Genomic DNA, 13,714 nt, shown 5'->3' with positions numbered 1-13,714 from the left:
GGGACGATGCGCATGACTGAACGAGCCCGGAATTGAAATCATCCACATCCCTTTCACCTGGCCAGCCCCCTGCTTCGGGGCACGCCGTCCTTCCCGCCACACCGGAACCTGCCACGCAGGCTCCCGCGCAGCCGGCTTCCGGCGGCCGCTTCGCCAGGCTTCCCCATCTCGCCGGCCGAGGCTTCATTCCCCTGGGCCTTTTTGCCCGGCTTCCCTTGGCCATGCTCACCGTGGGCACCCTGACCCTGGTCACCTCCAACAGCGGTTCCTATGCGCTGGGCGGCACCGCGGCAGGTGCCGTGGGCCTTGGCTCCGCCCTCGGCGCTCCGGTCCTGGGAGCCCTGGCAGACAGGCGGGGCCAACGCCCCATGCTGCTGTGGGCTGCCGTCCTTAATACCGTGGCCGTGGTGGCGTTGATCCTTGCGGCCTCTGCCATGGGAACGTCCGGAAGTTTTCCCGCTGCCGTGTTGGCCGCCGCGTTCCTCTCGGGGGCCAGCTGCCCGCAGGTCGGTCCGCTGGCCCGCGTCCGGTGGATGGCGCTGACGTCGCGGGGCAAAGCGCCGGATAACAGACGGGACCTGGACACGGCGCTCTCGTACGAAAGCACGGCCGACGAAGTGACTTTTGTGCTGGGACCTGCGCTCGTGGGAATCCTTGCCAGCCTCCTGGCACCCTGGCTTCCGCTCGCATTGGCGGCAGCCATGACCATCACACTGGTGCCCGCCTTTGCCGCACACCGCACCCACCTCGCGGTGCCGGCGGCCCGCCACGCGGTTCCGGCAGCAGAACGCCTCTCCCGGGCCAAGATGCCTGCCGCCGTTGCCCTGCCAGTGGTTGCCATGGTGTGCATGGGTACGTTCTTCGGCTCGACGCAGGCGGCATTGAGCTCATTCTCCGCCAGCTACGCCACCTCCGAAATCGCCGGATTGCTGTATGCAGTGATGGGGCTCAGCTCCGCTGCTGCGGCCCTTTCAGTTGCCTACTGGCCGCAGCGTTTCAACCTTTCCTGGCGCTGGGTGGTGTCGGCTGCGCTGATGGCCGGACTGGCCGTTCTCCTGCTGGTGCCATCGTCCCTGGGTGCGATGGTGGCAGTGCTGCTGATCCTGGGTGTCCCCGTAGGCCCGGTGATGGTTACCGTCTTCGCTGTCGGCGGGGTGCTGGCCCCGGAGGGGCGGCTGGGCACGGTTATGACCGCCCTCGCCAGCGGCATCGTGGCCGGCACCGCGATTGGCTCATCCCTTGGCGGCCGGCTGGCGCAGGACCACGGCTACGCGGCGGCCTTCCTCGTTCCCGCCTGCGCGGCAGCCGCGCTGGCCCTCCTCGGCGCCACAGCCGCCGTCGTACTTCAACGCCGCAGCGCCCGCCGCTGACGGGGCTCAGGCAACTGACGCACGCCTAGGCCAGCTGCCGTTCAATCCTGGTAGCGCTCTCGGCGAGCGCCGCGCCCACCACTGAAGGGTCGTGGGCAGAGCGGATGTAGACGACGGCGAGTGCTGCCGGGCGGCCGCCCGGCACACGGACGGGTGCGGCCAGGGAGGAGACTCCGGCAATGACCTCGTCATGGCTGGCAGAATACCCGGCGCGCCTGGCAACGGCTGCTTCGGGCCGGTAGGGAACGCCTGTCTCCAGCCGGTCCCATTCAGTTTCAGTGAGCGCAGACTGGATGGCTATGCCGGGCGCACCGGCATTGATGGGGTGCCTGGTGCCGGGATGCTGGGCCACCGTCGCGCCCGAATGCCGCGGTTCCACTGTGACCAGGGTGATGCAGTCGTGGTGATCCCATAAAGCTACGAACGCTGTCATGTCCAGTGTGTTGGCCAGGTGGGTCAGTTCGGGAAGGGCGGCACTCTGGAGGTCCCGCGAAACGCTCCGGGCCAGCACGGCGAGGCCGGGCCCGGGCTGGACCCGGCCGCCGTCGTCACGGACCAGGAGCGAATGGTCCTCGAGGGTGCGCAGGATGCGGTAAGCCACGGAACGGTGCACACCCATGGCGTCGGCGAGCTCGGCGATAGTCATGGGGCCCGGCGCGGCGGCCAGGATCTCAAGGGCGCGGATGCCGCGGGAAAGAGTCTGGGAGGGCGAAGCCTGTGCCGGCGCTGCTCCGGCCGGGGCTGCGGCGGTGGGGCTCATGCTGTCCATCCTAGGTTGCTCTTTTGGTGGTGCCGCCGCTCACATACCGGGTTTCGGCTGCGCGTTGCGTCCGCAATACGAAACGGCGGTTCAAATATAGAACTTGTGGGCATGGCAGTCCACTTGCCACCAATTGCCGGCCGGCAAAACGCGGTGAAGCGGGATTTAGCCAAGGCGTGTCCCGCCTCACACTTTCGTAGTACCCTTCTTACTAACTGACCGTTCTGTCGGTAATCCTGAAGGCGTCCCTGCAGCGTAGCTGCCGAAAAACAATGGAGTTTCAATGACCACACCTTCCAAGGTGGATACGCTTGCTGGTCCCAGCACCCGGCGTGAGGAGCGTAAAGTCCTCGCCGGCACCCTGGTCGGCACCACCATCGAATGGTACGACTTCTTCATCTTCGCCCAGTTGACCGCAACGCTGCTATCACCCCTGTTCCTGGCGCCGTTGAACGAGTCCAACCCTGGCCTGGCGCAAATCCTCTCCTTTGCACTGATCGGCATCAGCTTCCTTTTCCGCCCGCTGGGCGCAGTGGTGGCCGGCCACCTGGGCGACCGCCTGGGCCGCAAGGCAATGCTTGTCTTCACATTGGTGATGATGGGCGCAGCCACCGCACTCATTGGCATGCTGCCCACCTACGCGCAGATCGGTGCCTGGGCGCCCATCCTCCTGATCACCCTGCGCATCATCCAGGGCTTCTCGGCGGGAGGCGAGTGGGGCGGTGCAGCACTGATGGCAGTAGAACATGCGCCGCTGAACAAGCGCGGCCTGTTTGGCGCCTATCCCCAGATCGGTGTGCCGATCGGCATGATCCTGGCAACCGGCCTCCTCTTCTTCCTGAACACCGGCATGTCCAGGGAGGACTTTGCCGCGTGGGGCTGGCGGGTTCCGTTCCTGCTTTCCATCGTCCTTATCGTGGTGGGCTACCTGATCCGCCGCGCTGTTGCGGAAAGCCCGGTTTTCCAGGAAATGGCCGCGCGGAAGCAGGAAAGCAAGGCGCCGCTGGGAGTGCTGGTCCGCAGCCACAAGAGGCCGGTCCTGTACTCCACCCTGATCTTCATCGGCAATAACGCTGCCGGCTACCTGCTGATCGCCTTTTTCATCGCCTACGCCACCAGGACGCTGCAGATGCCGACACCCCAGGTCCTGCTGGCCACCACCCTGGCGTCCTTCGGCTGGCTGATCTTCACCCTGGCGGGCGGCTGGCTCTCCGACCGCATCGGCCGGGTCAAGACATTCCTCATCGGTTACGCCATCATCTTCGCCTGGATGCTTCCCATGTTCGCCCTGATCGACACCAGGAACATCTGGCTCTACGGCGTGGCGCTGTTTGTCCTCACCATCGGCCTCGGCCTGTCCTACGGGCCCATGTCTGCCATGTACGCCGAGATGTTCCCGGCCAACGTCAGGTACTCCGGCATCTCCATCGGGTACGCGTTCGGCGCCATCCTGGGCGGAGCCTTCGCCGCAACCATCGCCGAAACACTGCTGCAGACCACCAAGTGGGCCGGATCCATCGGTATCTACATCATGGTCCTCTGCGTCATCTCGGCCATCGGCGTGCTGCTGGCCAAGGAGACCAAGGGCCGCCCGCTGGGCGTCAGCCACCACTGACCCCACCGGAACTCGCACGGGCCCGGACCGCACTGGTCCGGGCCCGCTGCCGTATCAGCGGTACGGACCAGAAAATGCTGTTATTGCTTCAGGAAACTGATGGCGTCATCGTCCGTGAGCTGTTCGAAGTGACGGTAGAAGCTGCCCACGGCCCGGAACTTGCCCGGCAGATGCAGGCACAGAACGGCGTCGCACACCCGCTCCACGGAGGCTTCCGCTTCGATGGAACCGACAGGGGCGGCGGCCACTACAATTTTCGCTCCACCCTCGCGGACGGCTTCCACGGCGGCGCGCATGGTGGCGCCGGTGGCGAGGCCGTCGTCAACCAGCAGGACTGTCTTGCCGGCGAGGTCGTGGTCTATCCCCGGATATACGTGCACGCGGCGGAGCAGTTCGGCGCGCTCGCGGTGCTCCACCTCATCCAGCAGCTCCTGGCGTACTCCGTGCTCCAGGACCCGGTCCATCAGCGGCTTGTTGAGCAGGCGGACCGTTCGGCCGCGGGTCCATGCCAGGGCGCCGTAGGCAGTTTCCTGGTGCCCCGGAATGCCGAGCTTTCGTACCAGGACAGCTCCCAGCGGGAGATAAAGGGCCTTGGCGGCCGAAGCCGCTACCGGGATGCCGCCCCGGGCCAGGCCAAGGACTACGGTGCCGGGCCGCTCACGGAACTGCGCGAGTACCGCGGCCAGCCTCTCGCCGGCCTCAGTGCGGTCTTCAAAGCGCGTCAGCATATTTCCCTCCCGGCTTCCAGCCCTCACTTCAGCCTACCGCCGGGAAAGGGGCGGCAGGAGACAGCCGGCAGGCGGACCGGAATTTGTTAGACCGAGAGGAAAGTGATGGCTGCCTGTTTGAAGGCCCGGCTGGTGATGGCGTTGGTGTGGTTCCGGCCCGGCAGCATCACCTGTTCAACCATCCCCCCGGCCTTGCCCGCCAGGTCAGCCAGCTGCGGCAGGCTGGCGGCGCGTTCGTCCTTGTCGCCGGCCACCAGGAGCATCGGCACATGAGGCACGGCCTCTGCCGGGTCGTAAGGCTCGGCTTTGATGGCTTCGACCAGGGAGAGCAGCGCAAAGATGTTGTTGCTGGGCAGCAGCAGCGCCATTTTCAGCAGCCGGGCGGTGGATTCGTCAGCGATCGGGGTCCCGTCAGCGAGGTAATCCTGGGCAGCGACGAGGTCGAAGGCCGCGAGCGGGTCCGCGACGTTTGGCCCGCCCAGCACCAGCCGGTGCACAATCTCCGGCTGCGTGGCTCCAAACTCCCAGGCGAGCCGGGAACCAAGGGAGTAACCCACTATGTCCAGCCCGCTGGAGGCGTCACCGTCCTGCACGGGCCGCACGCCGGCGTCGAACGCTACCTGGAGCAGGTCCGCCCGGATCCTGCTGGGGGAGTAGGAATCCCGGTCCTCAGGCGCCCCGCTGCGGCCGTGTCCTGGCAGGTCCACGGTGATGACGCGGCGGCCGGCGTCGAGCAGCGCCGCCACCCAGCCGGTGTCCTCCCAGTTGAGCTTGCTGGAGGAAGAGAAGCCATGCAGCAACAGGACGGGCCGGAGCCCGGCATCCACGGCGGGATCATGCACCCCCACGTACAACTGGGGATCTGTGCCCTCTACTGTGTGCGAATGCTGCTCGCCGGTGTGCCTGCCGCTCATGGTGTCAGTCCTCATCAACTACGGCGCCCGGGCGGACCCGGCGCTTCGGAACCTCGTACTCCGGGACTACTCTACCTGCCTGCAGGCGCAGGAATCCCAAGGGTGTACGGGCCGGCCATCACCTCCGACCGGGTAGCACTAAGTGTCGTTCTGAACCGTAGAAACGAACTTAACGCGACCTAGTTGGGCCGGGACCTCGTGGTGAACCGGGCGGCCACAGCGCAGGCTACAGCGATCCCCGCAATCAGGGCGATAGTGCTGAAGAGCTGGATGCGGCTGCTCTCGGCGCTGAAGCCCACCGCGAAGATCAGGCCCAGCAGGACGAGCCCCAGGATGGTAAGGGCCGGGAAGCCCTTCATCCGCAGGGGCAGCGGCGTGCCCTCGCGGTCTGCCCGGCGCCGCAGGATCAGCTGCGAGACCAGCGCGCTGCCCCACACCACCAGGCAGGTGGATCCCACCAGCTGGAACAGTGCCGGAAGGATCCGCTCCGGGAACAGCAGTTCCAGGACCGTGGCGACGAAACCGAATGCCACTGACACCCCGACAGCCAGCATGGGCACGCTGGCGCGACTCAGCCGCGTGAGGAACCGCGGTGCTTCGGCCCGCTCAGCAAGGGAATAGACCATCCGTGAGGCCCCGTAGAGGTTGGCGTTCAACGCGGAAAGGAGCGCGACGACGGCCACCAGGGTAATCGCCGTTGCGGCACCCGGGATCCGGGCCGCGTCCAGAACACCGGCAAACGGTGATGCCAGGCTCTCCGACGTTGCCGGCAGGACCGTGGCGATCACAAAAACGGAGCCGATGTAGAAAACCAGGATGCGCCAGACGACAGTCCTGATGGCCTTGCCCACGCTGTGTTCAGGGTCTTCGGTCTCTGCCGCCGCCACGGACACGATCTCGGTGCCGCCGAAGGCGAAGATCACCACAAAGAGGGCGGAGGCGATACCGGCAAGTCCGGCGGGGGCAAAGTCTGCCGTCAGGTTAGCCAGGCCGGGGGACGCCACATCGGGCAGCAGCCCCAGCAGCAGGGCGGCGCCCACCGCCAGGAACAGGACGATCGCGGCAACCTTGAGGATGGCGAACCAGAACTCGAACTCACCGAAGTTCCGGACGCCTGTGAGGTTGATGGCGGTGAAGACGACCATAAAGATCAGTGCCAGCGCCCACACCGGAATCACCGGCCACACCGTGAACAGAAGCCCGGCAGCTCCCAGCGCCTCGGCAGCGATCACCACTACCAGCTGCAGCCACCAGAGCCAGCCGATGGTGGCGCCGGCTGTCTTTCCAAGGGCCCGCTCGGCATACACGGAGAAAGCGCCGCTGTTCGGGTTCGCGGCAGCCATTTCGCCCAGCGCCCACATCACCAGGATGATCAGCGTGCCTGCCACCAGGTAGGAGATGAGCACGGCCGGGCCGGCCGCCTGCACACCGGCACCGGATCCCAGGAACAGCCCGGCGCCTATGGCGCTGCCCAGGCCCATCATGGTGAGCTGGCGGGGTTTCATGGTGTGGCCAAGATGGCCTTGTGCGTGCACTTCGGTGGACTTCATCGTCATTTTGCTGCTGAACCTTCTTGGGGTGTGGTGGGTGGCTCCTCGTGGGACCTATCGAATTTACCGCCTCCCGTCCTGCAGCGCGTAGTCGGCACCACAACCCCGCAAGGGCAGAACATCCGGAGACCGCTGAAACATTTGGCGAAAGAGTGGCGGCAGGCCGTAGAATTAGTTCTGGTCAAGATGACCATAACTAGCGGGGCGCGTCAGGTGTCCTCCAACCTGGAAGGCGGTGGCACGTGTACTCAAGCTCAGCCAACGTCTCCGAGCGCCAGGCGGCGCCGCCGTCGCTGGCTATCTCCACCGTCATCTTTGCGCTGCGCCCCAGCGAAAGTTCGGGCCGGCCCACGCTGTGGCTGCCCCTGGTCCGCCGGATCCGGGAGCCGTACAAGGGCTTGTGGGCGCTGCCGGGCGGCCCCCTAAGCCACTCCGAGTCCCTGCAGGACGCGGCATCGCGGAACCTGGTGGAGACCACGGGCCTCGCGCCCCGCTACCTGGAGCAGCTTTATGCCTTTGGTGGGCTGCACCGCTCACCCACCCAGCGGGTGGTCTCGATCGTCTACTGGGCCCTGGTCCAACCCACGGAAGCCGCGCTCGCGGACGAGTCGGAAAACGTCCGGTGGTTCCGGGCGGACCGGCTGGGGGAACTCGCCTTCGACCACAACGCAATTGTGGACTACGCACTCTGGCGGCTGCGCAACAAGCTGGCCTATGGCTCCGTGGCGTACCACCTGCTGGGGGAGTACTTCACCCTGGCCCAGGTCCGGGAAGTCTACGAGGCAGTACTGGACAGGCAACTGGACCCCGCAAACTTCCGGCGGCAGCTCAAATCCACCCCTGACATCGAGGAAACCGGCGAGTACCTCCAAGGCGGCAAACACCGCCCGCCCCGCCTCTACCGCTTTACCGGCCGGCCCGGCCTGGACCCAGACAACAGGAGCACACCATGAGCAGTGTCAACACAGCAATCCAGCTGATCACACGCGAACAGGCCGAAAAAGGCGCGGCCGAAAAGGGCGGCACGTGCAGCCCCGCGCTGGCCAAGGGGCCGTGGGACTACGACCTTGCAGAGGCGCTCGCCGGTATCCCCGCGTACGGCCCCGGCGCCTCCAGCGCAGACGTTGCACCGCCGGCAACCCCGCGCCAGGGGCAGTTGCCGGAGGAGTACAAGCTCGCCAGCGATGCGGAGCTGGGCGAGAGGATCCTGGCTGCCAAGGCTGCACTGGGGGACAAAGCCGTCATTCTGGGGCACTTCTACCAGCGCGATGAAGTGATCCAGTACGCCGACTTCGTGGGTGATTCCTTCCAGCTGGCCAACGCGGCCCTCACCCGGCCGGACGCAGAGGCCATCGTCTTTTGCGGTGTCCACTTCATGGCCGAAACCGCTGACATCCTTTCCGCGCCGGAACAGGCTGTCATCCTGCCCAACCTGGCCGCAGGCTGCTCCATGGCGGACATGGCTGATGCGGACTCCGTGGCCGAGTGCTGGGAGCAGCTCGAGGAGATCTTCGGCAGCGAGCCCGACGCCGAAGGGCGGGTTCCGGTCATACCGGTCACCTACATGAACTCCTCCGCAGCCCTGAAGGCCTTCTGCGGTGAGCGCGGCGGCATCGTCTGCACCTCCTCCAACGCCAAGACCGTCCTCGAATGGGCGTTCCAGCGGGCACAGCGGGTGCTGTTCTTCCCCGACCAGCACCTGGGCCGCAACACCGCAAAAGCCCTGGGCGTGCCACTGGAGCAGATGCCCATGTGGAACCCGCGCAAGGACCTGGGCGGCAACGACGAACAGGCCCTGCTCGATTCCAGGGTCATCCTGTGGCACGGGTTCTGCTCGGTGCACAAGCGCTTTAACGTAGCCCAGATCGAAAAGGCCCGGGCAGACTTTCCCGGCGTTCAGGTGATCGTCCACCCCGAGTGCCCCATGGAAGTGGTGGACGCAGCCGACTCCGCAGGTTCCACCGACTTCATCAAGAAGGCCATCGCCGCTGCCACGGAGCCCACCACCTTCGCTATCGGCACCGAAATCAACATGGTGAACCGGCTCGCGGCAGAGTACCCCCAGCACACAATTTTCTGCCTGGACCCCGTCATCTGCCCCTGCTCCACCATGTACCGCATCCACCCCGGCTACCTGGCCTGGGTCCTCGAGGAACTGGTTGCCGGGCGCGTCGTCAACCGGATCACCGTCGCGGACTCAGTGCAGGACCACGCCCGGACAGCCCTCGAGCGCATGCTCGCAGCCAGGCCGTAATGACAACGCCTCCCACCCCGGCTCCTCTTGAGCGCCGCCGGGCGCCCGGACCCGGCGCGGTGCCCGGCGGCCGCAGCACTGCGGCGCCTGCCCGGCTGATCGTTGTCGGCAGTGGCATCACGGGGCTCTATGCTGCCCTGCTGGCAGCGGATTCCGGTGCCGAGGTGGTGCTCCTGAGTAAGGGCCGGCTTCGCGAAAGCAACACCTGGTACGCCCAGGGCGGGATTTCTGCTGTCCTGGATGGGCCAGCTCCGGGTGACACCGTGGCAGCCCACATTGCCGATACACTCCGGGCCGGGGCGGGGCATTGCAATGAAGAGGCCGTCCGGCTGATGTGCACCGAGGGGCGCCGGGACATCGTAGGGCTGCAGCGCTTCGGCGTGCACTTTGATGCGGCCGACGGCGGCCCGGCCTTGGGGCTGGAAGCAGCCCATTCAGCGCCGCGCATCCTGCACGCCGGCGGCGACGCCACCGGAGCGAAGGTCGCCGCGGCGCTGATCCGGTCGGTGCTCGACCGGCAGTCCGATGGGATCCTGACGGTCCGGACTTTTGCCCACGCAACATCCCTCCTGCAGCACAACGGCAGAGTCACCGGAGTGGAGTTCCTTCAGGACGGCAACAGGGCCACGGTGCACGGGGACGCCGTCCTGCTGGCAACGGGAGGAGCAGGCCAACTGTTCGCCCAAACCACCAATCCCACAGTGGCCACCGCCGACGGCCTTGCGCTCGCAGTCCGCGCCGGAGCGGCGCCAACCGACCTGGAATTCTTCCAGTTCCATCCCACCTGCCTGGTTTCCACCCCGCCGTCAGGCCGGGCGGCGGCACCTGGCCTTGACCAGGCTCCGTTGCTCATTTCCGAAGCCGTCCGTGGCGAGGGAGCTGTTCTCGTTGATGGCAACGGGAAGCGCTTCATGCGGGCGTACCATCCGGACGCGGAGCTCGCCCCGCGCGATGTGGTGTCCCGCAGCATTGCCCTGCACCTTGCCAAGCTCGGCGACCCCAACGGCCACGTCTACCTTGATGCGCGCGTGATTGAGTCCATTAAGGGTCCCGGTTTCCTGGCAAGGCGTTTCCCCACCCTCACGCAGCGGACACTCGGTGCCGGCATCGACTGGACTCGCGAACTGGTACCGGTCGCGCCCGCAGCGCACTACTGGATGGGCGGCGTCGCCACCGACCTTCACGGCCGAACCACGGTGCCCGGGCTCTACGCAGCAGGTGAAGTCGCCTGCACCGGCGCCCAAGGCGCAAACCGGTTGGCCAGCAACTCCCTCCTTGAAGGACTTGTTTTCGGCCGACGCGCTGTTGAGGACTTCCTGGCCGGCAGCCCCACAGGTCCCTCGGCGCCTGATGCGTGGGAAACCGATACAGTTCCTGAACCCTTCGAGCGTTCCGTCACTGAACCTGCGCCGTTTTCGCGGGATGGCCTTCGGCAGTTGATGACCGCCAAGGCCGGGGTGCTTCGTGATGGGGTGCTGCTCTCCGAGGCGGGGGAAACCCTTGACCGGTGGGCCGCCGTCGTCCGTCCTGAACGTGTTCCCGCTGGTGGGGACGTCCGGGAACACGAGGACCGCAACCTGCTGCTCGCCGCGCAGTTGTTGGTGGCAGCGGCGCAGGAGCGCATCGAGTCCCTGGGTGCGCACTACCGGAGCGATAGTCCGGCTGATGCTGCCGGCATCTCCGACGGATTTGAAGAAACTTCTCGAATGCGCCTGAAAGCGAGCCTTGTTCATGACTGAGAACGATGTGATTAAACCGCTGACCGTCAACGGCCCGCGCCTGGACTTGAACCTGCCGTCGGCGCCAGTGCGGGAGATCCTGGAGCGTGCCTTCGCCGAGGACGCCCCTGCAGGTGACATCACCTCCCAACTGCTGATCCCCGCCGAGGCCCGTGCCACGGCGGTGTTGAACGCGCGCGTGCCTGGCGTCCTCAGCGGTGCCACAGTGTTCCGGGATGCCATGCTGCTGGTGGATCCGGACACCGAAGTGGAGCTGCTGCTGGCGGACGGGGAGGAGTTCGACGCCGGGACGCCCCTCGCGCGGGTCAGCGGACGTGCCAGGTCGGTCCTGCTCGCAGAGCGCGTGGCCCTCAACCTGGTCCAGCGGATGTCCGCTATCGCCACCAAGACCGCAGAGTTTGTGCGGCTGGCCGAAGGTACGTCCGCCCGGATCACCGACACCCGCAAGACCACCCCCGGACTGCGGATCCTGGAGCGGTTCGCCGTGCGGTGCGGGGGCGGCGCCAACCACAGGTACAGCCTCTCCGACGCCGTGCTGGCCAAGGACAACCACCTCGCTGTCATGACGGGCGGCGACCCCACGCGGCTCACCGGGCTCCTCGCCGCCGCCAAAGCACAGCTGGGCCACACCACCCACTTCGAGGTGGAAGTGGACCGCATGGACCAGATCGAGCCGGTCCTGGCAGCCGGCGTGGACACCATCATGCTGGACAACTTCACAGTCGCGGAGTTGAGGGCCGGTGTGGCACTGGTGGCCGGCCGGGCACGGGTGGAGGCCAGCGGAAATGTGAACCTCGGGACGGTGGCCGGAATCGCAGCCACGGGAGTCGACGTCATTTCCGTCGGCGCCCTCACCCACACGGTGGCGGCCCTGGACCTCGGGCTCGACGTCGAACTGACTGTCAGGTGACCCCCATGATCTTCCTTGACGCAGCCGCCACCACCCCCGTCCGCCGTGAGGTGCTCGATGCCATGTGGCCTTACCTCACCGGTGAGTTCGGCAACCCGTCGAGTCATCACTCCCTGGGCGAGGCTGCTGCTGATGCGCTCGCGGGTGCCCGGCGGTCGGTCGCAGCCGTCCTGGGCTGCCGGCCCGGAGAAGTGACCTTCACTGCCGGCGGAACGGAAGCGGACAACCTCGCCGTCAAGGGGATCGCCCTGGCCCGGCAGGCGGCGGATCCACAGCTCAACCGGGTGGTGATCAGCGCCGTCGAGCATCCCGCCGTGGAGGAGTCCGCCCGGTACCTGGAGCGCTTTCACGGCTTCGCGGTTGATGTGGTTCCGGTTGACGGGACAGGGCTCGTGACGCCGGAAGCGTTCCGGGCCGTGCTTCGGCCGGAAACCGCCCTGGCCAGCATCATGTACGCCAACAACGAAGTGGGAACGGTGCAGCCCATCGCCGAACTTGCCGGCCTGGCACGCGGGCTGGGCATCCCGTTCCACACTGATGCCGTCCAGGCGGCCGGATGGCTGCCGCTGGACACCAAGGCGCTGGGTGTTGATGCGATGAGCATTTCGGGGCATAAACTTGGGGCGCCCAAAGGCTGCGGCGTGCTGTATGCCCGCGGCCGCACGAAGGTGGAGCCGTTGATTCATGGCGGCGGGCAGGAACGCGGCCGGAGATCAGGAACGGAAAACGTGGCGGGAGCCGTGGGCCTTGCCACCGCGCTCACCCTGGCCCAATCCCGCCAGTCGGAGGAACGACGGCGGGTGGCGGCCTTGCGGGACACCTTCATCAACGCTGTACTTGCCGGTGTCCCGGGGGCCATCCTCACCGGACATCCCATTGAGCGGCTGCCTTCCGTGGCGTCCTTCTGCTTTCCCGGAACCAGCGGTGAATCGCTGCTGCTTGAATTGGAGCGCCAGGGCGTTGTGTGCTCCAGCGGTTCAGCCTGCGCGGCTGGTTCTGATGCGCCGTCGCCGGTGCTCACCGCATTGGGAATTTCCCCGGAAGTAGCCCAGACTGCCGTCCGGTTCAGCTTCGGTGGAGCGGTGACAAATGCGGACCTGGAAGCGGCTACTGCGGCGGTGCTTGATGCCGTCGGACGGGTCAGGGCACTGGGCGCCCGGCGCCTTGCTCGGGGATGAGCAGTTCCGTCAGTAAAGCTCGCCCACCGGGATCTCTACGGCCAACCGGTTGGACGGCCCCGGCAGCGGGCAGGCCCAGGCCTCGTTGTAGGCGCACGACGGGTTGTACGCAAAGTTGAAGTCCAGGACGAACATGGCATCAGGGCCGGCCCCATGGACGCCGTGGAACGCGCCCTTGATGGTGTCCAGCAGATACCGTCCGGCCCCGTAGCTGCCGCCGGGCTGGCCGGCGGTGGCGTCCCGGAACGGCACAAAGATACCGCCGCCGTACCCCTGCAGCTTCCATACCGCCAGCTGGCCCACTTCCGGAAGGTCAAAGGTGCCCAGCCGGACGAAGCGGACAGCGCCGTCGGTGCCCGTCTCTACGCTGATCTGCCTGCCCGCGCCCTGCTGGGTCAGCGGCACGTGGAACCGGTAGATGGGATCATAGTCCGCGGTTTTGAGTCCGGAGAAGTGCGCCTTGTCTGCCGTGGTTAATGCGGAGGCCGGGTGCGTGGCGAACATCAGGTCACGCTGATGGCGCCAGTAGGAATGCGCCTCCGCCGGGCTTTCGAGCGAAAGCTTGCGGACGTTGTGGTACAGGGCAAACGTGCGCAGCCGCCAGTCAGCGATGTCGACGGCGGGAATGTCCGTCCGGTCTTCTTCGGCTGCGCCCTGATGCTCTTCCATAGCCACCAGCCTAGTCCCCGGGACCCG

Annotated in this window: 12 protein-coding genes; 7 read left to right on the top strand and 5 right to left on the bottom strand. The window is 66.6% G+C overall.

Annotated elements, in window-relative coordinates; all coding sequences use genetic code 11:
* The first annotated feature begins 32 nt into the window (after nt 1-32).
* Nucleotides 33-1,370, top strand: a complete 1,338-nt coding sequence (locus CXQ88_RS00490; RefSeq protein WP_104042233.1) for an MFS transporter — start codon at nt 33-35, stop codon at nt 1,368-1,370.
* 25 nt (nt 1,371-1,395) lie between these two features.
* Here CXQ88_RS00490 and CXQ88_RS00485 read toward each other — a convergent pair whose 3' ends face one another.
* Nucleotides 1,396-2,130, bottom strand: coding sequence for an IclR family transcriptional regulator (locus CXQ88_RS00485; protein ID WP_104042232.1), 735 nt, complete (start codon nt 2,128-2,130; stop codon nt 1,396-1,398).
* A 283-nt stretch (nt 2,131-2,413) separates the two neighbouring features.
* Between CXQ88_RS00485 and CXQ88_RS00480 the strand changes: the two genes are divergently transcribed.
* Complete coding sequence (locus CXQ88_RS00480; protein WP_104042231.1) at nt 2,414-3,745, top strand: MFS transporter; 1,332 nt, start codon at nt 2,414-2,416, stop codon at nt 3,743-3,745.
* 80 nt (nt 3,746-3,825) lie between these two features.
* On the opposite strand, the gene CXQ88_RS00475 is transcribed toward CXQ88_RS00480, so the two are convergent.
* The 3 genes from CXQ88_RS00475 to CXQ88_RS00465 form a co-directional block, all read right to left on the bottom strand.
* Nucleotides 3,826-4,473 carry a phosphoribosyltransferase gene (locus CXQ88_RS00475; protein ID WP_104042229.1) on the bottom strand — a complete coding sequence of 216 codons (648 nt, stop codon included), beginning with the start codon at nt 4,471-4,473 and terminating at the stop codon, nt 3,826-3,828.
* Nucleotides 4,474-4,559: 86 nt separating this feature from the next.
* A complete protein-coding gene (locus CXQ88_RS00470; RefSeq protein ID WP_104042228.1) occupies nt 4,560-5,387 on the bottom strand; it encodes an alpha/beta fold hydrolase in 828 nt (275 codons plus the stop codon).
* A gap of 179 nt (nt 5,388-5,566) precedes the next feature.
* On the bottom strand, nt 5,567-6,943 hold the full coding sequence (locus tag CXQ88_RS00465) for an amino acid permease (protein ID WP_104042226.1): 1,377 nt from the start codon (nt 6,941-6,943) through the stop codon (nt 5,567-5,569).
* A gap of 236 nt (nt 6,944-7,179) precedes the next feature.
* Here CXQ88_RS00465 and CXQ88_RS00460 point away from each other — a divergent pair, with 236 nt between their 5' ends.
* Genes CXQ88_RS00460 through CXQ88_RS00440 form a run of 5 tightly spaced genes read left to right on the top strand, consistent with a single transcriptional unit; the run spans nt 7,180 to nt 13,018 of the window.
* On the top strand, nt 7,180-7,890 hold the full coding sequence (locus tag CXQ88_RS00460; RefSeq protein WP_104042225.1) for an NUDIX hydrolase: 711 nt from the start codon (nt 7,180-7,182) through the stop codon (nt 7,888-7,890).
* Complete coding sequence (gene nadA / locus CXQ88_RS00455; protein ID WP_104042223.1) at nt 7,887-9,191, top strand: quinolinate synthase NadA; 1,305 nt, start codon at nt 7,887-7,889, stop codon at nt 9,189-9,191. The genes CXQ88_RS00460 and nadA overlap by 4 nt, the downstream gene beginning before the upstream one ends.
* The gene (gene nadB / locus CXQ88_RS00450) at nt 9,191-10,930 is read left to right on the top strand and encodes an L-aspartate oxidase (RefSeq protein ID WP_104042222.1); all 1,740 of its coding nucleotides are present in this window, start codon (nt 9,191-9,193) and stop codon (nt 10,928-10,930) included. The genes nadA and nadB overlap by 1 nt, the downstream gene beginning before the upstream one ends.
* Complete coding sequence (gene nadC / locus CXQ88_RS00445; RefSeq protein ID WP_104042220.1) at nt 10,923-11,840, top strand: carboxylating nicotinate-nucleotide diphosphorylase; 918 nt, start codon at nt 10,923-10,925, stop codon at nt 11,838-11,840. Before nadB ends, nadC begins: the two co-directional genes overlap by 8 nt.
* A 5-nt stretch (nt 11,841-11,845) precedes the next feature.
* The gene (locus CXQ88_RS00440; protein WP_104042218.1) at nt 11,846-13,018 is read left to right on the top strand and encodes a cysteine desulfurase family protein; all 1,173 of its coding nucleotides are present in this window, start codon (nt 11,846-11,848) and stop codon (nt 13,016-13,018) included.
* A gap of 9 nt (nt 13,019-13,027) precedes the next feature.
* Here CXQ88_RS00440 and CXQ88_RS00435 read toward each other — a convergent pair whose 3' ends face one another.
* Nucleotides 13,028-13,687, bottom strand: a complete 660-nt coding sequence (locus tag CXQ88_RS00435) for a DUF1684 domain-containing protein (RefSeq protein ID WP_104042217.1) — start codon at nt 13,685-13,687, stop codon at nt 13,028-13,030.
* Nucleotides 13,688-13,714: the final 27 nt, after the last annotated feature.

The organism is Arthrobacter sp. ZGTC412 (assembly GCF_002929215.1).
Classification (GTDB): domain Bacteria; phylum Actinomycetota; class Actinomycetes; order Actinomycetales; family Micrococcaceae; genus Arthrobacter.
This window is presented reverse-complemented; position numbering and strand designations above follow the sequence as displayed.